Source organism: Sorangiineae bacterium MSr11954, from assembly GCA_037157815.1.
GTDB classification, from domain to species: Bacteria; Myxococcota_A; Polyangia; order Polyangiales; family Polyangiaceae; genus Pendulispora; species Pendulispora albinea.
The window spans coordinates 10,888,936-10,912,922 of the sequence record CP089984.1; the positions used below are offsets into that span (position 1 = coordinate 10,888,936).

At 67.6% G+C, this 23,987-nt stretch carries 15 protein-coding genes; 7 read left to right on the plus strand and 8 right to left on the minus strand.

The genetic code is table 11. The features are described 5' to 3' along the window. Positions 1 to 127: 127 nt before the first annotated feature. Entirely contained in the window at positions 128 to 2,569 is a 2,442-nt protein-coding gene (locus tag LZC94_42660; GenBank protein WXB14515.1) for a HEAT repeat domain-containing protein, read from the plus strand. A gap of 210 nt (positions 2,570 to 2,779) precedes the next feature. Here LZC94_42660 and LZC94_42665 read toward each other — a convergent pair whose 3' ends face one another. The 3 genes from LZC94_42665 to LZC94_42675 form a co-directional block, all read right to left on the minus strand. Beyond that, the gene (locus tag LZC94_42665) at positions 2,780 to 4,954 is read right to left on the minus strand and encodes a bifunctional alpha,alpha-trehalose-phosphate synthase (UDP-forming)/trehalose-phosphatase (protein ID WXB14516.1); all 2,175 of its coding nucleotides are present in this window, start codon (positions 4,952 to 4,954) and stop codon (positions 2,780 to 2,782) included. Continuing rightward, the gene (locus LZC94_42670) at positions 4,954 to 5,718 is read right to left on the minus strand and encodes a TlpA family protein disulfide reductase (protein WXB14517.1); all 765 of its coding nucleotides are present in this window, start codon (positions 5,716 to 5,718) and stop codon (positions 4,954 to 4,956) included. Before LZC94_42670 ends, LZC94_42665 begins: the two co-directional genes overlap by 1 nt. A 648-nt stretch (positions 5,719 to 6,366) precedes the next feature. Next, entirely contained in the window at positions 6,367 to 7,866 is a 1,500-nt protein-coding gene (locus LZC94_42675) for a B12-binding domain-containing radical SAM protein (protein WXB14518.1), read from the minus strand. An 81-nt stretch (positions 7,867 to 7,947) separates the two neighbouring features. On the opposite strand from LZC94_42675, the gene LZC94_42680 reads away from it, so the two are divergent. Continuing rightward, the gene (locus LZC94_42680) at positions 7,948 to 8,694 is read left to right on the plus strand and encodes a hypothetical protein (protein ID WXB14519.1); all 747 of its coding nucleotides are present in this window, start codon (positions 7,948 to 7,950) and stop codon (positions 8,692 to 8,694) included. A 181-nt stretch (positions 8,695 to 8,875) separates the two neighbouring features. Continuing rightward, positions 8,876 to 11,488 (plus strand): amidohydrolase family protein, encoded by a 2,613-nt coding sequence (locus LZC94_42685; protein WXB14520.1) that lies wholly within the window; start codon positions 8,876 to 8,878, stop codon positions 11,486 to 11,488. Positions 11,489 to 11,500: 12 nt separating this feature from the next. On the opposite strand, the gene LZC94_42690 is transcribed toward LZC94_42685, so the two are convergent. The 3 genes from LZC94_42690 to LZC94_42700 all read right to left on the minus strand — a co-directional run bounded on the left by LZC94_42690 (position 11,501) and on the right by LZC94_42700 (position 13,053). Next, positions 11,501 to 11,926: a hypothetical protein gene (locus tag LZC94_42690; GenBank protein WXB14521.1), complete on the minus strand. Its 426-nt coding sequence runs from the start codon at positions 11,924 to 11,926 to the stop codon at positions 11,501 to 11,503. 9 nt (positions 11,927 to 11,935) lie between these two features. Then, a complete protein-coding gene (locus LZC94_42695; GenBank protein WXB14522.1) occupies positions 11,936 to 12,616 on the minus strand; it encodes a hypothetical protein in 681 nt (226 codons plus the stop codon). Positions 12,617 to 12,747: 131 nt separating this feature from the next. Next, the gene (locus LZC94_42700) at positions 12,748 to 13,053 is read right to left on the minus strand and encodes a YggT family protein (protein WXB14523.1); all 306 of its coding nucleotides are present in this window, start codon (positions 13,051 to 13,053) and stop codon (positions 12,748 to 12,750) included. A 271-nt stretch (positions 13,054 to 13,324) separates the two neighbouring features. Here LZC94_42700 and LZC94_42705 point away from each other — a divergent pair, with 271 nt between their 5' ends. The 3 genes from LZC94_42705 (at position 13,325) to LZC94_42715 (ending at position 17,885) form a co-directional block, all read left to right on the plus strand. Beyond that, entirely contained in the window at positions 13,325 to 15,313 is a 1,989-nt protein-coding gene (locus LZC94_42705; GenBank protein WXB14524.1) for a protein kinase, read from the plus strand. Positions 15,314 to 15,480: 167 nt separating this feature from the next. Then, a complete protein-coding gene (locus tag LZC94_42710) occupies positions 15,481 to 16,788 on the plus strand; it encodes a 6-phosphofructokinase (GenBank protein WXB14525.1) in 1,308 nt (435 codons plus the stop codon). Then, positions 16,785 to 17,885, plus strand: a complete 1,101-nt coding sequence (locus LZC94_42715) for a PAS domain-containing sensor histidine kinase (protein ID WXB14526.1) — start codon at positions 16,785 to 16,787, stop codon at positions 17,883 to 17,885. The genes LZC94_42710 and LZC94_42715 overlap by 4 nt, the downstream gene beginning before the upstream one ends. Before the next feature lie 27 nt (positions 17,886 to 17,912). Here LZC94_42715 and LZC94_42720 read toward each other — a convergent pair whose 3' ends face one another. Beyond that, positions 17,913 to 18,104, minus strand: a complete 192-nt coding sequence (locus tag LZC94_42720; GenBank protein WXB14527.1) for a hypothetical protein — start codon at positions 18,102 to 18,104, stop codon at positions 17,913 to 17,915. 132 nt (positions 18,105 to 18,236) lie between these two features. Further along, entirely contained in the window at positions 18,237 to 19,208 is a 972-nt protein-coding gene (locus tag LZC94_42725; protein WXB14528.1) for an Rpn family recombination-promoting nuclease/putative transposase, read from the minus strand. A 143-nt stretch (positions 19,209 to 19,351) separates the two neighbouring features. Here LZC94_42725 and LZC94_42730 point away from each other — a divergent pair, with 143 nt between their 5' ends. Beyond that, positions 19,352 to 23,980: a protein kinase gene (locus LZC94_42730; protein ID WXB14529.1), complete on the plus strand. Its 4,629-nt coding sequence runs from the start codon at positions 19,352 to 19,354 to the stop codon at positions 23,978 to 23,980. Positions 23,981 to 23,987: the final 7 nt, after the last annotated feature.

Genomic DNA, 23,987 nt, shown 5'->3' on the forward strand with positions numbered 1-23,987 from the left:
ACGCACGCTGCCGCGGCCGATAGCCCCAGGATCCACCGTCGCATCGCGTCTGGGTGTGTCATACGGTGGGGGAGCAGGGCAAGAAATGCGGGTATGGTCGTGGGCCATGGCCAAGGTCCGAAGATCGATGCAGCTCGGCTCAGTCGCCCGCTCTCGCTCGCCGTTGCGGCTCGTGGCGCTGCTCCTCGCGCTGCCGGCCACGGCGCACGCCACCACCGAGGGGAGCGCTCCAGCGGGCGGCGGGCTCGCGGCCATCGCGGTGAGCGTGGACCTCGCCGCGGGGTCGATGCGCTACGGCAGCGAGGCGGTGGCCATCGAGCTCGATCGCAACGAGCTGCCGGACGGCAAGAGCGTGCGCATCGCCCCGGTCGCCGTGGGCGAGGGACGCAACGTGGTGCACGTGGTCGTCCCCTCGAAGACGCGCAAGGCGGCGTGGGAGGCCATCGTCGCGGGCGGCGAGTCGGGCAAGGGGCGCGTGGTGTACGCGGGGGTCACGGGGCTCACACGCGGGCGCAGCGACGGCGAGGGCGATCGCACGGGGGCCGCGGTCGACGTGCTCGCGCGCGGCGATGGTACGTCGATCGTGGCCGTGGGCGATCTGCGGGAGGACCTGCGCCTCTGCGGCCGCGAGACGACGCTTCTGTCGCCGCAGGTGCTCGATCCCAAGTCGATGCAGCTGCGCGGCGCCTCGCTCCAGCGCTTGCCGCGCGCGCAGCGCGACGGTGCCGAGCGCATCGCGGCGGGGCTGCGGGGCGGGCCGGCCGACGTTCCGATCGGGCGGCTGCTCGCGGCCACGGGCGCGAGCACGGCGCTGGGCAAACCGGCGGCGCTCACCGATGGAAATCCGTCGACGACATGGGCCGAGGCGCGCTCGGGGATGGGCCTCGGGGAGTTCGTGGTGATGCGCGCCCCCGAGGCGGTGCCGCTCGTGCGGTTTCAGCTCACGGTGGCCCCGCCCGGCGCCAACGCCACGGCGGGGACGGCGCCGCGCTCGTTCTTCCTGGTGACGGACACGAAGACCTTCTCCGTCACCCTCCCCGAGGACGGGTGGCTCAAGCCCGGCGCGTCGTACGACATCGCGCTCAAGGAGCCGGCGCGCACCAGTTGCGTGGCGCTGGTGCTCGATCAAGCTTATGCGCGCAGCAATGCGCGGCCCGAGGTCGCCCTGGCCGAGCTGACGGCGTACAGCGAGTTCGACGTGCCGAACGCGTCGACCGTGTCGGTCGCGCGGCTCTTGTTCGGCGGCGGACCGCGCGCGCAGGCGGCGGCGGCCGTGCTCCAGCGCGCGGGCAAGCGCGGCGTGGACGGCGTGATGGAAGCGTGGAACGAGCTCGATCCGGCGGGGCGCGCGCTGGGGGTCGACGTGGCCGTGATCACGGGGTGCGAGGACGGCGCCCCGCTGCTCATCGCGTCGCTCGACGACAAAGACCGCAACGTGGAGCGCAAGGGCCGCGAAAAGTTGGAGCGATGCGGGCGCGCGGCCGGGCCGGGGCTGGTGCGCGCTTTGGGCGAAGGGCCGGTGGCGCGCCGGGCGAAGCTGGCGTCGTTGCTCGCGTTCCTCGCCCCCAGCGCGGGGCTCGCGCCCATCGCTGCGCTGCTCGGGCAGGGCACGGCCGCGGATCGGCAGACCACGCGCGGCGCCTTCCTGCGCGCCGCGCGGAGCGCCGAGCCGGGCAAGCTCACCGAGCTGCTGCACGATCCGGGGCGCAACGCGGAGGGGCGGCTCGAGCTGCTTCGGGCCATGGGGCCGCGCATCGCGGACGTGCGCGACGACGCGCTGCCCGTCCTGGACGATCTGCTCAAGAACGCCCCTTCGTTCCAGACGCGCTATGTGGCGCTCGGGCCCATCGCCGAGCTCGCGCGCGGCGGCGATCGGGCGTCGCTCGATCGCTTCGCGGCGCTGATGTCGCGCGACAAAGAGTGGCCCGTGCGCGCGCGGGCGGCGGAGCTCGCGCTGCAGATCCCCGGCGCGCGCCAGGAGCTGATCGAGCGCCTCCGCGATCCCGAGCCGCGCCCGCGTGAAGCGGCGCTGCGGGCCATCGCCGAGGAGAGGCTCTCGGCGGCCGCCGTCACCGTGGAGGCGCTCTTGGCGCGCGATCCTTGGACCTTCGTGCGCGTCGCCGCCGCCTCGGCGCTGGGGGCCATGCCGCAGTCGCCCGACATCGACGCGGCCCTGGCCGCGGGCCTCGAGGATCCCCTGCCCCAGGTCCGCGTGGCCGCCGTCGAGGCGCTCGGCGTGCACCGCGCGGCGACGTACGCGGCGCGCGTGCGGACGCTCTTGGACGAGGACAACGCGCCCGAGGTGCACCTGGCCGGGGTGCATACGCTCGCGCAAATGTGCGACGGGAGCGCGCTCGATCGCCTGACGGAGCTGGCGACCAAGGCCGCCGCGCCCAACGCCGAGGCGAACGAGCTTACCTTGGGCCTCGCCTCCATCGACGCCCTCGGCAAGATCCATCCGCCCGATCTGGCGCGCCGCCTCGCCAAGGTCACCGGCAAAGACGTGCGCGCCCAAGTCCGCGGCGCCGCTCAATTGGCGCTCGCTGCGCCGGGCATCTGCAAGCGTTAGCGGCGTCGAAGCTCACGCGAGGCGAACCGCGCACGGCGGATGCGATCCGTGCGCGGTGGATGCGATCCGCGCACGGCGGATGCGATCCGCGCACGGCATGCGATCCGCGCACGGCATGCGATCCGCGCACGGCATGCGATCCGCGCACGGCATGCGATCCGCGCACGGCGGATGCGAACCGTGCGCGGGATGCGAACCGTGCGCGGAGCGTCAGATCAAGGCGCGGAGAAGGACCGACACGGCGGAGGGATCCGCCAGGCGGTATTGGGCGGCGCTGCGGCCTTGGCCGACGTGGATGGCGATGCCGTTGGGCGGCAGCGCGCGGAACATGTCCTCGTCGGTGCGATCGTCACCGATGGCGAGGACCAGCGCAGGCTGAATGCGCTCGAGGACCCGGTCGACGATGATGCCCTTGTGGATCCCTTGTTGGCGGATTTCCACGACCTTGTGGCCATGGATCACTTCCACCGGCGCGTTGGACAAAATGTCCGTCAGGTACGTGGCCAGCTCGCGGGCTTGCACGGGGCCGAACTCAGCGTCGGCCATCCGGTAATGCCAGGCGATCGAGGACCACTTCTCCTCCGTGCGCGAGCCGGGGGTTCGATCGGTGAAGTCGTTCAGGATCGGCCGCAGCGCCGCCTTCCACTCGCTTTGAAGCTCGCGCATGGGGCTCCACGATTGACCGTGATCGCGCCCCCACGCTCCATGCTCGGCGTAGAGCGCGATCGGCAGATCACCGAGCCACTCGTCGAGCGACTCGCGCGTGCGGCCGCTCACCACGCTCACGTGGGTCGGGCGGCTTCGGTGGGTGAGCGAGGCCAGCAGCGCCTTGACCTCCTTGGTGGGCACCGCCATTTCGGGCAGCAGCTCGAGCGGCGCCAACGTGCCGTCGTAGTCCAGAAAGAGCGCCAGCGAAGGGGCCTCGCGGAGGCGCTCGAGCAGGTCCTCGATTTCGACGTGCGTGGAGGGGGTGTCGCCGATTGGCTCGGCCTGGGGGAGGTGTTCCATGGTGGCGATGAAGGAGTCGGCCCAGCGGTGGACGTCGTGACGTTGGATGCGCTCGCGAAGGGTCCGCATGCGCGAGCGCCGCTCTTCCTCGGGCATCCGCAGCGCGCGCTTGAAGCTCGCGGCCATGCCCTCGATGTCGTACGGGTTGACGGTGATGGCCTCGCCAAGCTCCGAGTGCGCGCCGGCGAACTCGCTGAGCACGAGGACACCGTCGCCGTCGGTTCGCGATGCGACGAACTCTTTGGCGACGAGGTTCATCCCGTCGCGCAGCGGGGTCACCATCATCACGTCGGCCGCGCGATACAGCGCCGTGATCTGGCGTTGCGAAAACGATCGATAAAGGTAATGAATCGGCGCCTGGCCTACGGAGCCGTACGTGCCGTTGATGCGGCCCACCGTCTCGTCCACTTGGCGGCGAAAGGACGCGTACGCATCCACCCGTTCGCGCGAAGGAACGGCGACTTGGATCAACCTTACGCGGCCTCGAAGCTTGGGCTCGCGTTCGAGCAAACGCTCCATCGCGAAGAGGCGGTACTGGATCCCCTTCGTGTAATCGAGCCGGTCGACGCCGAGGAAAAGCTGCTGCCCCTTGGCCTCTTCGCGGATCGAGCGGACTTGAGCGAGCACGTCGTCGTCGGTGGCGAGCTTCTCGAACGAAGCCACGTCGATCCCCATCGGGAAAACGCCTAGCCGGACGGTGCGGCCTTGGTACGGGATGCGGTCGATGGAGAAGCTCGCATCGAGGCTGCGCACGATCGATTTGGCGAAATGGCGAAGGTACCCGTACGTGTGAAAGCCGACGAGGTCGGCGCCCAGCATGCCGTCGAGGATCTCCTCGCGCCACGGCAGGATGCGAAACACGTCGGTGGCCGGAAATGGGATGTGCAGAAAGAATCCAATTTTGGCGCGTGGCAACGCTTTCCGCAGGATTCCGGGCACCAGGGTCAGCTGGTAGTCGTGCACCCAAATGAGATCGCCTTCGCGGTATTGGGCAATCACCGCGTCCGCAAAGCGGTAATTCACGCGGCGGTACGCGTCCCAGTCGTGCACGTCGATGGGGACGCGCTGGAGCAGGTAGTGAAAGAGCGGCCAGAGCACGCCGTTGGAGAAGCCCTCGTAAAAACGGGAGACTTCACTGGCGGTCAGCTGCACCGGCACCGTTTTCAGATCGGCCAGCTCTTGATTCACCTGCGCGAGCTGCGCGGGTTTGAGCTTCGACGTATCGCCGGGCCAGCCGATCCAAAGTCCGTCGGAACGCTGGTGCGGCCCGCGCAGCCCGGTGGCGAGACCTCCCGAGCTCGGTATGACCATGCTCTCGCGTGCATCGGCCTTGACGGTGACCGGCAAGCGGTTCGAAACGAGGAGAAGCCGGGGCATCAGCTACCACCGACGTCGTCGCACACCTTCGCGCCGTCCCCGTGGGGCCGGCCGTCTTGGATTTCCATGGGGCAATAACCGCCTACCCGCAGCTGATCGACCAGCTCCACAACGGCTGAGCTAGACCAGTTTCGTTTGCCATCGAAGCGTGCGCGAATGACGCCGCGTGCGTCGATAATCCACGTTTCCGGGAAAAGGTGCGTTCCGTACTTGCCGGCAACGATGTCGTTCTCGGGGTCGAACAGGACGGGGAAGGGCGGCGCCTCGCGCAACACGGCGCGTAGCGTGTCTTGCACGTCGGCAGGGCCCTGATCGACGGACACCGTTAGTACGGTGACGTCGGGGCGGTCGCGGAGGATGCGCGAGAGATCCGCCAGGCTCGGCAGCTCCTCGAGGCACGGTCCGCAGGTTTTGGTCCAGAAGTTCAGCACCACGACCTTGCCCCGGTACGAGGACAAGTTGACGGTGTCCCCGTTCATGTCCTTGAGCGCAAAGTCCGGTGCGGTGCGGTTGGTGGCCGCATACTCTGGGTGCAACAGGCACATGGGCGCGCAGCGGCGCCGTGTTTCGCCTTCTTTTGCCACGGAAACGAAGCTGTAGACGAGCACTCCGGCCGCAAGGACGAAGCCGACGTACGACAGGTTGGCGATCCCTGCAAATCCCCCTTTGGTCGATTCCGGCATATGTGCCTTATAGTCCACGATCCGCGTCTTCCCCAACCCCATGGCGTCGGGGTGGTCACGATTGCTGCCAGCAGGCAGCAAATGGCACCCACACGTGTGGCGCGCCCGCGGATCACTCGCTAAAGCGCCACGCTAGAAAGCGAACGGCTGCGCTCGTCCCATCTAAAACTACCTTGGATCCGCAACGGGGTTTGAACGGCATCCCACATGCAAGGGTCGGCGGTGTCATTCAGTGGAGGGGAGAGAGAGACCGCGGTTCATGCGAAGCGCATTTCCAGCTCTGGTCGGGTTTTTGTTTCTTCTTGGTGCAGCATGCTGGTTCGACGCTCACTCGAGTGAGCTCGCCGGAGGATTGGGTAGCTCGAACGATCAACTCGTGCAGTCCAGCGCCGCCGTACAGTAGCGCACTTCAACCAAGCGGCCCTTCGCGGGGCCCTTAGCCAACTACCAATACGAAACAAAACGGCCCTTCGCGGGGCCTCGAAGCAAAACGACCCTTCGCGGGTCTCGAAGCAAAACGGCCCTTCGCGGGCCTCGAAGCAAAAACGGCCCTTCACGGGCCTCGAAGCAAAGCGACCCTTCGCGGGTCTCGAAGCAAAACGGCCCTTCGCGGGCCTCGAAGCAAAACGGCCCTTCGCGGGCCTCGAAGCAAAACGGCCCTTCACGGGCCTCGAAGCAAAGCGACCCTTCGCGGGTCTCGAAGCAAACGGCCCTTTCTCGGGGCCGATTTCAAATCTGAGCGATGGCCAAGCTACGACGCGGCTTGGCCATCGTGGCGACGGGCAGCGAAGCGAAGGCTCTCTTGTAATCGGCGAATCGTCCGCCTTCACGGACGGCGTCGACGACGGCGAGACCTTCCGCCTCGCTCCCCTGGGCAAGCACATATTCGACCCACGCCCATTTGGCGCTGGTAGAGCGCACGTCCACGCGGCCTCGCAAACCGCGTCGAAGGCGCTCGAGTCGATCCTGAACCACCTTGATCCCTGCGAAGGGTTTTCCATCCAGCGGTGTATTGCGCTTTGCGCAGAACGGCGCGATCCCGAGCGAGAGCGGCACGATGCGCGAGAGCTCCGTCGAAAAGGCGATGCACTCGTCGATATCGGCGTCGGTTTCGCCGGGGAGCCCGACCATCAAGTACAACTTGAGGCGGTCCATTTTATGGGCCTTCGCCAGCTCCGCGGCCCGGATCAAGTGCTTGACGCGCGCGCGCCGCTCCAGCGATTCGCGCATGCGATCGCTCGGACCATCCATGGCGGTGGTCAGCGTTTTGTAGCCGCCGCGCTTGAGCGCCGCCACGAAATCGTCGTTCAACCGATCCGGCCGCAGCGAGGAGAGCCCCACCTCCGCGCCGCGATCCGCGAGCGCATTCACGATGTTCGTGATGCGCGGATGATCGCTCACCGCCGCGCCCACGAGCCCCACGCGCGTGGCATCCTCGGGGATGGTCGCGAGGATTTGATCCATGGAGACGAGGCGCATGCCGCCGTTCGTCGAGCGGCGCATCACGCAATACGTGCACGTGCGCGAGCAGCCCCGCTCCGTCTCGATGAGGAACATGTTCGAGAGCACCGCGTGCGGCGTGCGAATGGGCGACCACGCGGGCAAGAGCGCATTGTCGACCTTGGCCACGATGGGCAACGTGGCGCCGTGATGCTCGGGGACGAAGACGTGCGGAACCTCCGCCAAGCGCGCCAAGAGGCGCGCGCGATCGCCGGACTCGCTCTCGATGATGCGGAGCACCGGCTCGACCAGCTCTTCGCTCTCGCCCACGATGATGGCGTCCACGATGCCCGCCAGCGGCAATGGATTCGAGAACGTGAGCGGCCCGCCCGCGAGGATGAACGGGTGGCGCTCGTCGCGCTGGGTGCGGCGCGCGGGGATGTTGGCCGCGTCGAGCATCCGCACCAGACCGGCGATTTCGAGCTCGTAGGCGACGCTGACGGCCACGATGGGGAACTCGTCCAACGGACGCAAGCTCTCGTAGCTATGCGGACGGGTTTGCTGGGCGAGGTCCTGCTCGGCTTCGTCGTCGAGGAAGATGCGCTCGCAGGCAAAGCCGGGCATGTCAAAAATGGCGCGATAAACGCGCTGAAATCCGAGCGAGCTCATCCCAGCGCCGTAAGGCGATGGATAGAGGAGTGCGACGGTGGTGGGCGCCTCCTTCGTGAACCGTCCGACCTCGTCGGCAAGGCGACGGCGGACGAGTGCTTCGAAGGGGACAGCCGACATGTGGGACTCTTCGTGAGCGATTTTCCGCCACAAAGCAAGGTCATGGTGCATTGCTCGTCTCGATTCGCGAGACTGGTCCCTGTGACGACAACCGATCCCAACGCACCCCTCGCCCGTTTTTGTCTGACCCTCGAAGAATTTCGCCGTAGCCCCGATGGGCGCGTTCGCGCCGAGCGCGAATTCGTGAGCCATTTCTTCGCCTACGACGCCAACGAGGCGACCGATATCGTCTTCCGCCATCTCCCCCGGGAGGTGCGCGGCCCCATCCTCTCCGCCTGGAAAATCCGCGGCCAGAAGACCGCCGTCCGCGACGACGACGCCAAGGTGAAAGAAGCCGTGCACGACGCGCTGGTCTCGGGCGACATCGACGCGCTGACCTTCGAGACGGGCATCGCCGCCGACGTGCTGATTCGCTGGGTGCCGCTCTCGGACTGGTGGTCCTTCTGGCGCGGCGGAAACCTCTCGGAGCGCGCCATTTTAAAGGCGCTTTCGACGGGCTACGAGCTCGGGCTCTTCGACGCGCACTGGTTCCTCACCACCCTCGAAGCGGGCGCCGAGTCCAAGGGCGGCATCGAGGTGCTGAGCGAGGGGCTCTCGAAGGCCGATCTCACCGAGTGGCTTCGAACGGTGCACCAAGGCGGCGATGGCTCGCCCAAAGGGTTGGTGCTGGCGCTTGGGTGGGAGAAGATCGTGCACCATACGAAGCCGCCCATTCTCATCGCGGTGCTCGATGCGCTGGCCAGCAAGACGGGGCTGACGAAATCGTCGGCGACGGCGGCGCCCGAGGCGGGGGCGGCGGATCCGCTGGATGCGGTCTTCATGAATTGATTTGGGCGGATCGAGGCACCGTTCGGTTTTCTCCCCACGTAGCGTAAACGCCGGCCCGGCTGAGCAGCGGCTGGCGTAGCCGTACCCGCGGCTGGCCGGCTGCGGTGGCGTACCCGGCTCGAGGGGGCTAGCGTGGGGACGCCGCGGTCGTTCGTCGGCGGCGGCGCGGGGGCGGGGGATCATGCGCTTGTGCGATGTTCTGCTGTACACGAGCGGGGCGGTGGTCGGGCTCGCCCTGCCCGTGGCGTGCACGGATCAAACGGTGGATGGGCCGGTTCGTCCGCGTTTCGTGGAGGATGCGGGCGAGGATCGAACGGCGCCGCGCGCCGATTCGGAGCTGGGGCCAAACCGCGCGGCGCCGGTGACGGAGTGTGGGCGGGCGCCGCTCGAGCGGCCTGCGTCGGGGATTTGCGCGGTGACCCAGCGGGGAAGCGCGGGGCGCCTGTTTCGAGGGACGGTGCTCCTGCCGGACGAGACGCTCCATCGCGGAGAGGTGCTGATCGGCGACGATGGGATCGTGGTGTGCGGTGGGTGCGATTGCTCGGGCGCGCCAGGATATGCGGCCGCCTCGGTGGTGACGTGCGCCGACGGGGTGATCTCGCCAGGGCTGATCAATCCGCACGATCACATCACGTACGCGAACAACGCGCCGGTGGGGCATGGGACGGAGCGGTTCGAGCACCGCAACGATTGGCGCAGGGGTTTGCGCGGGCACACGCGGCTCGAAACGAACGGCAGCGCGAACCAAAAGGTCGTGCGCTTTGCGGAGCTGCGCTTTCTCATGGGCGGCGTGACCAGCGTGGCGTCGGCCGGGGGAGAGCCCGGGTTGGTACGCAACCTCGACAGCGCCGATCCGGTGCTGCTCGAGGGGCTGCCCATTCTGCCGGCCGACTCCGACACATTTCCGCTCGACGACAGCGATGGAACGTTGCGCACGTCGGACTGCAACTACGGCAAGGGGCGGACGAAATCCGCGACGGTGGCGGCGCTCGAGGGGTACCTTCCGCATCTGTCGGAGGGGGTCGGGCCGGAGGCGCGCAACGAGATCGTCTGCAGCATGGTGGACGATGCGCAGCGGAACAAAGTCGACCTCTTGGGCCGCCACACGGCGGTGGTGCACGGCATCGCCCTCACGGAGTCGGACGCGCTCGGGCTTCGAATGGGCCAGACGTCGCTCATTTGGTCCCCGCGGTCGAACATCGATCTTTACGGCAACACGGCGCCCGTCACCTTGCTCGACGCGGCGGGGGTGCGCATTTCACTGGGCACCGATTGGATCGCCAGCGGGTCGATGAACCTTTTGCGCGAGCTGAAATGCGCCGACGCGCTGAACGCTTCGTACTTCGCCGCGCACTTCTCCGACGCCGATCTCTGGCGGATGGTCACGCTCCACGCCGCCCTCGCCGTGGGCGCGCAGAACATGCTCGGTGCGCTGAAGCCCGGGTACGTGGCCGACATCGCCATCTTCGATGGCCGCACGAGCAAGGACCATCGGGCCATCCTCGACGCGGGGGTGGAAGACGTGGTGCTGGTGCTGCGCGGCGGCAAAGTGCTCTACGGCGATACGGCGTTGCTCGATGATCCGGTCATCGGCGGGGGCGCGTGCGAACCGATCGACGCCGGCGCCGGCGAGGTGTGCGGGCGCGCAAAGAAGGCGTGCGTGGCGGCCGACATCGGCGGCGGCGTAACGCTCGACGGGCCCAAAGGGATCAAGCCGGAGGGCGAAAAATGGTACCCGCTCTTCGTCTGCAAAGACAAAACGCCGCCCAACGAGCCCTCGTGCACGCCGTACCGCCCGGAGTACGCGCGCGGCATCACGGCGGGCGATCGCGACGGCGACGGCGTGCCGAACGACCGAGACGATTGCCCGGCCATCTTCAATCCACCGCGGGCCGTGGACGGCGGCGAGCAAGCCGACGGCGACGGCGATGGCCGCGGCGATGCGTGCGATCGCTGCCCGGGCGATCCGCTCAACGCGTGCCCGCATCGGGATGTCGCAAACGACGGCGTCTCGGCGCGCGCGGATCCCAACGACACGGACGGCGACGGCATTTCCAATGGCAAGGACAATTGCCCTGGCGATGCGAACCCCGATCAGAGAGACACGGACGGCGATGGCTGGGGCGACATTTGCGATGCATGCAAAATGGCGAACCCCGGGGCCGCCCCGTGCGCGGTCACCGTGGCGCAGATCCGCGATGCAAACGCGCCGGAGCATCCGAAGCCCCACGGCGTGGTTCGCATCCGGAACGCGTACGTCACGGCGCTTCGCCCTTACAAGAACACGGGCGACGCACGCGGCTTCTACGTGCAGACCGGCACCGAGGCGTACGATGGAATCTACGTGCTCGCCGGCTCGAAGACATACGGCGTCGCCGTCGGCAACGAGCTCACGGTGGAGGGCTTCTACCTGGAGTCCTTTGGCGTGAGCCAGATCCGAGCGTCACGCGTGGCGATTGACGACGCGACGAGCATCCCCCGCTTCGCCCCCATCGAGGTGCGGACATCCGAGATCGTCACCGGCGCGAGCAAAGCCGAGACCCACGAGTCGATGCTCCTTCGGATTCGCGGACCGCTCACCATCACCGACGACAATCCCGACAAGCGCATCGAGTCGAACGAATTCGTCGTGACGGGCAATCTGCGCATCGACGATCACATCTTCACGACCTTCGGCGGCGCCGTTCCCCCCAAGGGCACGAGCTACCAAGAGCTCCGCGGCATCCTCTACTTTTCGTTCGCCAACACGAAGCTCCTCCCCCGCAACGCGGACGACCTCGTAAAAATGCCCTGAAGCGCGCGCCGATCAGTTGTTCGGCGCGTTGCAGACGAGCCACGCGAGGAGCGTCGAGCGTTGCGACGGGGTGAGCGCAGTCGCTTCGCGGGGAGGCATGTTGCACGAGTAGACTTGGCTCAGGACGGAGGTGCGGTGCGCGGAGAGGGCGTCGTAGCGGGTGAAGTCGCGGCCTGCGCGTCCGACGCCGGTGCCGTTGGGGGCGTGGCAGGGGGTGCAGCGCTCGGCCATCAGCGGCTTGATGTCGGCTTCGTAGCTGGGCGGGGGTGAGGGGCAGGCCTCTGGAAGGTTGGCGGGGCAGCTCGGGCCGGGATCGGTCGAGGAGTCGCTGCCGCAGGCGGTGAGGGCGGCGAAGGAAGCAGCGGTCAACGCGGAGAGGACGACGGCCCACGCGGGGAGCGCCCGGCGGCGGGGGGATTCGGGGTGGTGAAGGTGCACGATGACGACTTAGGGCACGGCGACGAAATAAGCAGCGTGGCCGTGCGGGGAGCTCTCGGCGTCGCCGCATTCTTCGCGGACGTGGAAGCGAACCATCCACTGGCCCGGGCGATCGAGGCGAATGGGGCCCACGCTGTAGACGCCGGGGGAGCCCGCGATTTCGAGCGACCTTTGATCGGTGGGCGGGGCCGGGAATTTGTGGTCGAGCACCGCTTCGACGCGAATGGGGACGTTGTTGCGTACGGGCGCGCCGTCGGCGGTGGTGGTCAGGGTGACTCTGAAGAAGATGTCGCCGTTGACGCAGACCGTGGACGGGTTCTCCGCCTCCCACTTGACGTGGTACTTGCAATCGTCGTCGTCGGACTCGTTGCCCGTCAAGGTGGGCCCGTAGCCGGGATCGGCGCCGCCGTCCCCCGCGGATGCATCGCCGTGGTGCAGAAGGACGGATTGGATGGTCGCGCCGCCATCGGGCTTGAGGCTGCAGGCCGATTCCATGATCGGCGTTTTGCTGCCCCCGCAGTGGTTGTCGGCCTGGCCCGATACGACGCCGCCGCTCGGGTTGTTGCACGTGATCGGCCCCGACTTTTTGTCGTCGTCGGAGCACGAGAAGAGCATGACGAGGCCCGCCAGCGACGAGGCCAGGGTCAAAGCTCGAACGATTTTACCCGACCAGGTCAGCCGTTTCGCCACAAACATTTCCTACAAGCAAAGGCTGCTTGCAGCAAGGTCGCGCGCACGAAGCGCGCACCTCTCGCGTGCGGCGCGGAGGGCCCGTAAAGGACGCGCGAGGAGGACCTCGACGCGTCCACCTTGGAGGGATCTCAATCCTCGATCAGCGCCGGTCGGGATATGGCCCGTAGGAGCGAACGGAGGATCAAGTGGACGATGGCGACCGCGGCCATCGCGGCCAGGATCGAAACAACGAGTGGGTGTCCACCCGGATCGGACATCACGGGGAGTAGACCTCGGAAGGGCCGATACAGAGGTTCCGTGTACTGCTTGATGAAGCGCACGAAACCGACTTGCTCGTTCGCACGAATGTATTCGAGACCGAATCGTATGAAGAGCAACGTGTAGACGCAGAAAAAAGCGAGATTGATGAGCTGGATCAGACGCACCCAAATCATCGATCGCGCGATAACCCCCCGGTGAATCACAAACCCGGTATCGCCTCGCATGCACTTTTAGATGCCCCACACAAGGGGAAGTTGCGAGCAGAATCATAGCTTTCCAGTCCAAACGGACAGGTCAAGCGGACGCTACTGCTACGGCCCGATGCTTTGGCTCGCTCGTACGTAAGATGCCAATCCGCAGTCCGAACGTTTCGTTCCTACATCTAGCGAGCCCGACCCCATCATGGGAAATCGGGCGCGTTTCGTGGTACGCATGGGAGCTAGGATGGCTGCACCCGAGCTCGTAGAGCGCTCCAAGGCACGCATCGGAAGCGTGCTGCGCGACAAATGGCGGTTGGACTCGTTGCTCGGCGTCGGAGGAAGCGCGGCCGTCTATGCTGCAACGCATCGGAACGGGAAGCGCGGCGCCATCAAGTTGCTTCATCCGGAGCTGTCGGTTCAGACGGATTTCGTGGCGCGGTTCCTCCGCGAGGGGTACGTCGCCAACAAGATCGAGCACTCGGGGGCCGTCTCCATTTTGGACGACGATCACACCGAGGACGGAACGGCGTTCTTGGTCATGGAGCTGCTCGAGGGCTACACGCTCGAGCGGCGGCTGCGAAAACAGTCGGCGTTTCCGGTGGGCGATGCGCTGAAGATCGTGGAGGACCTGCTCGACATCGTGAACGCGGCCCACGACAAGGGCATCATCCATCGCGATCTGAAGCCGGCGAACATTTTCGTCACCAAGAAGAACGAGGTCAAAGTCCTCGACTTCGGCATCGCGCGCCTGGGCGAAGCGCACCATTTGAGCGGCTCCACGCAAATGGGGATGCCGCTGGGAACCCCCGCCTTCATGCCGCCGGAGCAGGCGCGCGGTCGCTGGGGGGAGGTCGATGTGCGCACGGATCTCTGGGCCGTGGGTGCGACCCTCTGGGCGCTCTTGTCGGGTCAGAGGCCGCGCCGGGCGGAGACGGCCAACGAGGAGCTCCTGCTCGCGATGACCGAGCCGCTGCCGCCGATTGGCTCGGTGGCGCCGCATGTCTCGCTCGAGGTGTGCAAGCTGGTCGATCGCGCGGTGGCCTTCGATATGAGCGCGCGCTGGCCGAACGCGCGCACCATGCAGCAGGCGCTCCGGCTGGCGCTCTTGCTCGAGCAAGCGCATGGCGCGGGCGAAGGCGCCGCGGTGGAGAAGCCCAAGGTCGAGGCGCCGGTGCCCGCGATCGCGCGGGTGGGTGAGCCCAAGGTCTCCACGGGGACGATCTCGGGGCTCGGCGGGTACGTTCTGCCCGAGGTGCCGTCGCCTCCGTCCCCGTCGGCGACGAAAGCGGCGGTGGCCATTTCGGAGGCGCCGGCTCCGGCGGTGGCGGTGGCCGTGCCGAGCGCCAACCCGGAGCCGGGCGCGCAGGCGGGTGCGCCGCCATCGGGCGAGGCGCCTTCGTCGATGACGGCGGTGCGGCCGTTTGCGTCCATCGTGGATGCGCCGCCGGCGCCAGCGGGGCGCTCGCCTTCCATTCCATCGGCGGAGGAAGCGGGGCAAACCAATTCGCTCGAGGGGCCGCCGTCGCTCAACTTCAGCGGCGCCCTCTCGCTCTCGCGCTATGACGCGCTCGGAGAACGGCGTCCGCGGGCCGCGGGGCCGTTGGCGGGTGGTTCGAACCCCACGCCGTCGGGTGAGACGCGGCTGCTCACGACGGAGACGCCGCTCACGGCGGGCGCGCGGTCGATGCTGGCCGAGGGTCCGGAGGCCGCGCCGCGGCGAAGCGGGTTTTTGCTGTCGGGGCTCCTGGCAGCGGTACTCGTGTGCGTGGCGTTCTTGGGCTATCGGGCCGGGTGGTTCGGGCACACCAGCGCGCAAGCGAGCGATCCGAATGCGGTGGCCGCGGTGGATGCGGGGGTGGCGCACGAGATGGTCGCCGACGCAGGGGCCACGATGACGACGGGCGCGTCGGGGATCGGGGAGCCGGATGCAGCGATCGCGACGCCGGTCGATGCGGGGAGCCTGAGCGCCCCCGCCCACGATGACACTCCGCCCGCGGCGGCTGCGAGCAGCGCGCCGCCTGCGGCAACGCATAGCCGTCCTTCACGTTCGCGGCCGCGGCCCTCCAAGCCGCGTTCGGCCGCATCTTCGGATCCGAGCGCTCCGGCCAGCTCGAGCGAGCCGTCGGCGCCTGCGCCGTCCCCCACCACGACGAATGCGCCTGCACCTGAAGGGCAAACTCCTGCGCCGATTCCGCCGTTCGTCGAGCCGGAGTCGAATCCCAATTCCAATTAGCGTAAGTGCACGAATGTGCACTCCGACCTTCAATCGGGGGCAGGCCACAAGCCATCCGCTTTAGCAAGCAGGATCGCAGATTCTGCGGTCACGATGTAGCGAGCCGAGGTGTGGCAATGTCCCCACGAAGTGGAAATGACGCACCGCAACTGAGCTACCATCGCCTCATGCTTGAACGGCGTCTCGGCATTCTGGTCGGCGGGGGCCCTGCTCCCGGTATCAACAGCGTCATCGGTGCAGCAACCATTCGTGCCTGCCTCTCCGGTTACGAGGTGCTGGGCATCTACGATGGCTTCAAGTGGCTCATCGAGGGGAACACGTCCCACGTGCATCCCCTCACCATTACGGAGACGAGCCGCATTCACTTCCGCGGGGGCTCGCACATCGGCATCTCGCGCGCGAACCCCACGAAGGATCCGAAGCACCTCGCGCGCGCGCTCGAATCGCTGCATCACCATCGCATCACCAAGCTGATCACCATCGGCGGCGACGACACCGCCTTCAGCGCGCACAAGCTCGCGGAGGCGTCGAACGGAAGCCTGTCGGTGCTCCACGTCCCCAAGACGATCGACAACGATCTCGATCTGCCGCCCGACATCGTGACATTCGGCTTTCAGACGGCGCGCCACATCGGCGTGGAGATCGTGAAGAACCTGATGGTCGACGCCAAGACGACGTCGCGCTGGTATTTCATCGTGGCCATGGGGCGAAAGGCCGGGCATTTGGCGCTCGGCATCGGCAAGGCCGCGGGGGCCACGCTCACGCTCATCCCGGAGGAGTTCGCGCCCGGGCTTCGCCTTCGCACGATCGTCGATACGTTGGCGGGGGCGATCATCAAGCGCCTCGCGTATGGCCGGCAGGACGGCGTCGCGGTGCTGGCGGAAGGTTTGGTCGAGATGCTCTCCGAGGAAGATCTCGCGGGGCTCTCAGGGGTGGAGCGGGACGCGCACGGGCACATCCGCATCGCCGAGGTCAACTTCGGCGACATCGTCAAGCGCGCCGTGCAAGAGCGGCTCAGCGAGCTCGGGATCAAGCTCACCGTGCAGGCGAAGGACATCGGCTACGAGGTCCGGTGTGCCGACCCGATCCCCTTCGACATGGAGTACACGCGCGATCTCGGCTATTGCGCGGCGCGCTACATCACCGAAGGCGGCAGCTCAGCCCTGGTATCGATTCAGGATGGGCGCTTCCGTCCCATTCCGTTTTCGCAGATCATGAACCCGGAGACGGGGCGCATGCGAGTGCGGATGGTGGACATCGAATCGGATCGCTACAAGATCGCGCGGAGTTACATGCTTCGGTTGAAGGCAGAAGATTTCCAAGACGAGAGCGAGATCAAGCGGCTGGCGGGCACGTGCAACCTGTCGCCCGAGGAGTTCCGCAAGGAGTTCCTTCCGCTGGTTCAGCAGCAGAAGGACACCCCGCCGTCGCTTCGGGATTCGAGGCTGCCGCAGTCGAGCTCGAGCTCCGTGTGAAACCTCCCGAGGACATTCTCAAGCAAATGCCGGTGCCCGTGGCGATGTTCACGGGCCCGGACCACGTCTACGAGTTCGCCAACCGACTCCACGACGACGTGATGGGCCGGACGAATGTCATCGGGAAAGCGTTTCGCGAGGTTTATCCCGAGCTGGTGGGGACCCCCATCCTCGAGGCGCTCGATCACGTGTACCGCACGGGCGAGCCGTTCTCGGCGGAGGAGTTTTCCATTCCGCTCATCCGCGGTGGAAAGAAGCGCGAGGCGATCTTCAAATTCGCCATCGAGCCTCTCCGCGACGAGAGCGGCGCGACCACGGGTCTGCTCACCGTCGGCATCGAGGTGACCGAGCAGGTGCTGGCCCGCTGGGACCTTGGCGCTGCCCTCAACGTGCACAAGCGCGCCGAGACCATGCGCGAGCGCCTGCTCGGCATCGTGGGCCACGATCTGCGAAACCCGCTGTCGACCATCACGGTGTCCGCGCACATGATGCTGAAGCAGGAGTCGCTCACGGCGGCGCAGCAGAAGATCGCGCGGCGCATCTTGAACAGCGCCGAGCGCATGGCGCGCATGATCGCCGAGATCCTGGACTTCACGGAGGGGCGGCTCGGCGGCGGCATTCCCATCACGCGGGCGCTCATCAACCTGCACGAGGTCACTGCACAGACGGTCGAAGAGCTCTGCGTGCTCTACCCCGATCGAACCATCTCGCTCGAGACCCACGGCGACGCCAAAGGGCATTGGGACTCGGACCGCATGGTCCAGGTGCTGACGAACCTGGTGCTCCACGCGCACCAATCCGCGCCCAAGGAGTCGTCCATCCAGGTCATCGTGGCCGGCGAAGCCGACGACGTCCGCCTCGACGTCTCCTACGCGGCGCCGGCCATCCCCGACGACATCCTGCCGTACATCTTCGATCCATTCCTGCGCGCCACCGAGGGCGGCAACGCCCAAAAGCCGCTGCGCGGGCTCGGTCTGGCGCTCTACATCGTCGACCAAATCGTGCGCGCCCACGGCGGCACCATCGACGTGCGCTCCACGGCGGACACCACCACGTTCTCCGCGCGCATCCCCCGCACCGAGGCGCACGAGACCTAGTCGCGGGGACGCCGTGTCTCGTTTGCGCTAGGGCGCGAAGAGCGCATCGGCGGACGTCGCCGTAACGACCGTTTTGGCCCAGCGTGAGAGCTGCGTCGGGTCCGTGCACGCGAGGATCCGCGCGCGCTGTTCGCTCGTCACACGCAGACCACGGGCCTCGAGCACCTCGAGCAATGTCTCGGCTTTGCCCTGCGCTACCCAGTTTTCCGCGATCGTCATGATCACTCCTTCGACCTTTGGACCGATCGCAGCCATCACGGCTTGCCATAGCGGCTCGGTCGTCCCTTTTTTCACGCTGACATCACCGAGGCGCACGAGACGTAGTCGTGCGGGCGCCGTGTCTCGTTTGCGCTAGGGTGCGAAGAGCGCGTCGGCGGACGTCGCCGTAACGACCGTTTTGGCCCAGCGCGAGAGCTGCGTCGGGTCCGTGCACGCGAGGATCCGCGCGCGCTGTTCGCTCGTCACACGGAGACCGCGGGCTTCGAGCACCTCGAGCAATGTCTCGGCTTTGCCCTTGAGCAAGCCCTGCGCTACCCAGTTTTCCGCGATCGTCATGAGCACTCCTTCGACCTTTGGACCGATCGCAGCCACCACGGCTTGCCGTAGCGGCTCGGTCGTCCCTTCTTTCACGGTGACATAATAGCGCAGGAGCGTCGCCAGGGCCGCTTCGCCGCGGGGAGTGCGCCAGAGCTCGCGGAGCAGCGCGGAGAATACGTGTAAGCCCTGCACCAATGCGTCGCCACGTCGCGTTTGTTTGAGGAAGAAGAGCGCGAGGCGGGCGTAGGCCGTGGCCGTCGCGCGATCGCGTAGCTCTTCGTCGCTCACCTGGATGAGGTCATCCAGCATGAACCGAAAGCTCGGAACGAATTCGCTGAGCTCGGCGTAGTCGTCGGGCTCGATCGCGAGGATCTCCGAGAAGCGCACCGCCTCGTGCCAGCCGCGCTCCCCATGGTGAACGACGATAGGGAGGATCGCCGGAAGGCGTTTCGCGTCGGGGTGGTCCTTCAAGAACTGCTCCCAGATGCGAACCTGGTAGCCGAGCACGCGAAGAACCATGAAGCGATCCGGCTCGCTTTGATGCTCCATCAACACGTACGCGAAGGCGCGCTCGGCGCGATTGTGGCGGAGCGACACCGAGAAGAGGAGGTCCGTGTGCCGCCCCACGAACGCTTCGTCGACGAAGCTGCCCGGCTCGTGGCGGAGGGTGCTCCAGTCGAAGCGCGCCGCCAGCGACGGTGGGAGCACGGCCTGGAGCTCGCCCGATGCGTTCTCGGGCTCCGAGAAAACGGCGCGGAAAAGCGCGTCGTGGGGGTGCGACGTCATGGGACGCCATCGTGAGGCCTGCGCCGCGTGACGACGAAATTTTCCGCGCGGCTTGATCGATGGGTGACCGCAGGAAGGTTCATGTCAGGAAGGAGCTCGAGCGTAGAGCGTTTTGCGGCGACAGGGATTACAATGGATGGCGCATGGCAGCACGTGCCGCCCCCCATCAGCTTGCGCACTTCGAGGTGGTGCGCCGACTGGGGGCCGGGGGAATGGCCGAGGTGTTCCTCGCCAAGAAGAGGGGCGCCGAGGGGACGTTCAAGCTGCTCGTGGTCAAGCGGATTTTGCCGACGCATGGAGCGTCGCGGCGGTTTCGCGCGATGTTCATCGAGGAGGCGCAGCTCGCGACCCGGCTGAATCATCCCAACGTCGTTCAGGTCTTCGAGTTTTACGACGGGGGCGATGAGGGGCAGTTGCTCGCCATGGAGTATGTCGAGGGCCCGGACCTCGGGATGCTGATGGCCAGCGCCAAGGCAAAAGGGACGCGCCTCCCGCCATGGGTCGGCGCGTGGGCGATCGCCGAGGCCGCCAAGGGGCTGCACTACGCGCACGAGAAGAAGGACGAGGGCGGCGCGCCGCTCGACATCGTGCACCGCGATGTTTCGCCGCAGAACGTGCTCTTGTCGTACGAGGGCGCGGTGAAGATCGCCGATTTCGGCATCGCCAGCGCGCGGCTGTTCGTGGAGGAGACGGGGGTCATCAAGGGCAAGTTCGGGTACATGTCGCCCGAGCAGGCCCGCGGCGAGAACGTGGATCGGCGCAGCGATTTGTATGCGCTGGGGGTCATTTTTTGGGAGATCCTGGCGGGGCGCCCCATCCACGGCGGGCTCGGTGGCGAAGCGCTGCTCGACATCGTTCGCTCGGGGTTCGTGGAGCCGCCCAGCACGTACGTGCGCGACGTGCCGACGGAGCTCGAGGCCATCGCCATGAAGGCGCTGGAGCCGCGGCGCGAGGATCGCTACGCCACGGCGCGCGATCTGTCGGCCGCGATCGCACGGGCGCTCTTGGCCAAGCAGGTGCTCGTCGACGCGTCGACCTTGGAGGCGACCATCGCGCAGCTGGTCGCGCCGCGCAGCAACGAGAGCAGCGCCAACGACGACGGGGCGAATGTCCCGGGCGCGAGCTTTCCGCCGTCCATCACGGTGGCGCCGAGCGCGGACGACGAGCACGAGCTCGGGGCATCGAGCCTCGCCGGGGAGCTCGCCGGCGACGCGGGGTCGATCCGGGGGGCGGCAAAAGTCTCGGTGGAGGAGAACGTCCCCTCCGTGCCGAGCAGCCTCGAACAGCGCACGCAGGCGGCGGTGCCCCTGGCGAAGAGCAGCGTGGACTTCGCCCTCGGGCTCTCGCACTTGAACAGCGCGCCGCTGCGGATCGAGCGCTCCATCCCGCCGCCGGCGTCGGAGCGCGGAAGACCCACCGGCCCGCGCGAGGTGCGCCACGTGGCGGTGGTCACCTTGCGGCTCCATGGCGTAGAGGAGCTCCTCGAGCGCGATCGCGCGTTGGGTGAGCGCACCCTCGACCGACTGCGGACCATGCTCGGGGACATCGCCTACAAGCGGGGCATGCGCTGTTGGATCTGGTCCAGCGACACCGAGGCTCGGGCGGTCGCCGGGCTCACGCGCAACCCGGGCCGCGCCGCCTTCGAGGCCGCGTGGCTCGCGCTCGATACACACGAGGCCATCTCCGGGATGACCGAGGATCTGCCCATCGCGCTGGGTGCGTCGCTGGGCATCGTGCGCGGCATCGCCTCGGGCGCGCGCGATCCGCACGGAAACCTGGTGCGCTACCGCCTGCACGATCCGGCCACGTATTTGGCGGACGTGGTGGGGCAGGAGACGCCGCGCGGGCGCACCTGGGTGGCCGGCGGAGTGTACCGATTGGTACGACGCGATTTTCGCTGGGGCGATGCGACGACCTTGCAGCTCGATCCGCGGGCCTCGGTGGACAACGTGCCGCCGACCATGCGCATTTATGCGCTGGAGCGGAGCTTGTCGCGCGAGGAGCGCTTGGCGGAGCTGTCGGCCGCGCCGAACGACTTGGTCGGGCGCGACGCGGAGAAGGCCGATTTGCACGCCGCTTACCATCGCGCGGTGAGCTCGGGCAGCGGGGACGGCAGCGGCAAGCTGACGGCGCGGGCGGTCGTGGGCGAGATGGGCATCGGCAAGACCGCGCTGGTCACCACGTTCCTCGCGGAGCTCCCGCCGAACGCGCGCATCGTGCGGGCCACGTGCTCGCCGGTGAAGATGGAGGTGCCCTTCAGCGCCGCCGGCGACATCGTGCGCGACGCCATCGGCACCACCGGCGAAGAGCCGTTCGACGACGTGGTCGATCTGGTGGCGCGCGCCGGCGGTGGCAGCGCCCAAGGCGACGCGTCGCACCCGGTGGTGGCGCGCCTCGCGGAGCTGGCGACGAACCGCCCGCTGGGCGGCGGAGACGACGAGCACGCGAACTACCGCCGCAAGCTGGTGAGCCAAGGCCTGCGCGCGCTGCTCGCGGCCATCGCGCTGCAACAGCCGTTGGTGCTGGTGGTGGAAGGGCTCCAGTGGGCCGACAAACAGAGCCACGATCTGCTGGGCGAGATCATCCACTCCGACGATCCGCTGCCGCTCCTCATCCTGCTGGTCTCGCGGCCCGACGACCGAAGCACCGCCCTGCTCGACGGCGTGGTGCGCATCGAGCTGCAGGCGCTCTCGAGCGACGAGCAGGTGCGCTTGGTCGAGACACGGCTGGGGGTACGCAAAGGCGTCCGCAACGTGTGCGCGGATCTTTTGCCGCGGGTGGGCGGCAACCCGTTTTTCCTGCTCGAGATGGTCGACGCGCTGCTCGAGCGCGGAACCTTGGAGATCCGAGAGGAGCGCATCGCGGGCGACCCCAGCGACGCAGGTGCGCCCGGAGCTGGCGCGCCCGACCGCATCGAGCACGTGCTGGTGCGCACCGAGCGCTCCGAGGGCGGGCTCACCGGGCTTCCGTCGACCTTGGAGCAGCTCCTCGGCGATCGCCTGCGCGAGCTTCCGCGCGAAGAGCACGCCGTGATCGATTGGCTCGCCATCGCAGGCGGGCCGCTCTTGTTGGGCGATCTGACGCGTCTGACCCGCGCCCAAGGCGACGATGCGGTCGTCCGGCTCTGCGCGCGCGGCCTCTGCGATCGCAAGGGCGACGTCATCGACTTTCGCCACCCGCTCACGCGCGACGTCGCCTACTTGGCGCTGGCGCCGGGCGATCGCGTGGTGATGCACCGCACCTTGGGCGAGCACCTCGGTCGAACGAATGTGGGGCGCGGGCTCTCGGCCGCCATCGTGGCGCGGCACTTGGCGCGCGGCGAGGCGGGGGAGCAAGCCGCGGATTTTTACCTCGAGGCCGCCCTGGCGGCGAAGAACGGCAACCAGGTGCCGCTGGCGGTGCGCTACTACAACCGCGCGCTGGCGTACCTGCCGCTGAGCGATGCGCGGCGGGTGGTGGCGCACGAATCGCTCGAGTCGATCTTTCGCGTGCTCGGCCGGCGCCTGGAGCGCATCCGCCACCTCGAGGCCCTGCGCAAGCTGGCGCGCGCCCAAGGAACGCCGCGGGTCACGTGCTTGGCGCTGCTCCGCTCGGCGCGCTTCGATCTGGACGACGGGCGCCTCGCGCACGGTCTGCCGCTGGCGCGGCGCGCGGCCGAGGTCGCGCACGGGTGCCAGATCCCCAACTACGAGATCGACGCCGAGGCGATGGTGAGCGAATTTTTGCGCGAGCTCGGGAGCGTGCAAGGCGCGCTCGCGGCCTCCGATCGCGCCCTCGCCGCGTGCGATCCCAACGTGAACCCCCAGGTGCCGCCGCGCGCGCGGGCCGACGTGCTGCGCGCGCGCGGGGTCTTGCTGCGCCGGGTGGGGCGCGTGCGCGAGGCGGTGGACTCGTACGTCGATGCCATCGCCGTCTTTCGCAAGGTGGGGGCGCGACGGCAGGAGGCGCGTGCCAAGCACACCCTGGCGTTTGCGCTGTTCTGCCAGGGGCGCTACGAGGATTCCATCGCGCTCGCCTTCGAGTCGATCCAGCTCGATCTGGCCATCGGCGGGCGCTTTCAGCTGGCCAACACGCTCACCAACATCGGCCACGCCTACGCGAAGGTGGGCGACATCCCGAGGGCGCTGGCGTACTTGAAGCGCGCGCGCGACGCGCACGTTCGCTACAACGATCAAGATGCGCACGCGGACACGCTCACGGTGAGCGCAGAGGTGATGGCCGAAACGGGTCAGCTCGACGAAGCCGAGCATTTCCTCGAGCAGGCGTCGGCGCTCACCGCGGTCACCCACAACGCGTACGATGAGACGCACGAGCTCGTCATTCGCGCCGAGCTGCAGCGCTTGCGGCGCAACGCGCACGCGGCCATCGTGCAGGCCATCGAGGCGCGGCGCACGGCCGAGGATCGCTCCCTGGTGAGCTTCCACTTCTACGGCCTCGCCATCGAGGCCGCGGCGCGGGTCGAAGCGGGGGAAATGCACGCCGCGACCTTGCTGGCCACCACCGTGCTGGGCGCGGTGGAGACTTTGCAAGGGTGCGAGTATGGCGTCGAGATTCGGGTTCTTTGCGCCGACGCGCTCAAGCGTGCCGGCTCGCCGCAAGCGCCCCAAGCCCATCAACGCGCGGTCGACCATGCGGTGGCCGTCGCCTCGAGCATCCGCGATGCGCGGTTGCGTACGTTGTTTCTCGAACGTCCCGTCGTCAGCGGTTTGTTCGACAAAACACCGGTGCCGCAAGTAGTTCTATCCGGTGTGTCCGAATCCCTGGAACCATGAGTGAGCT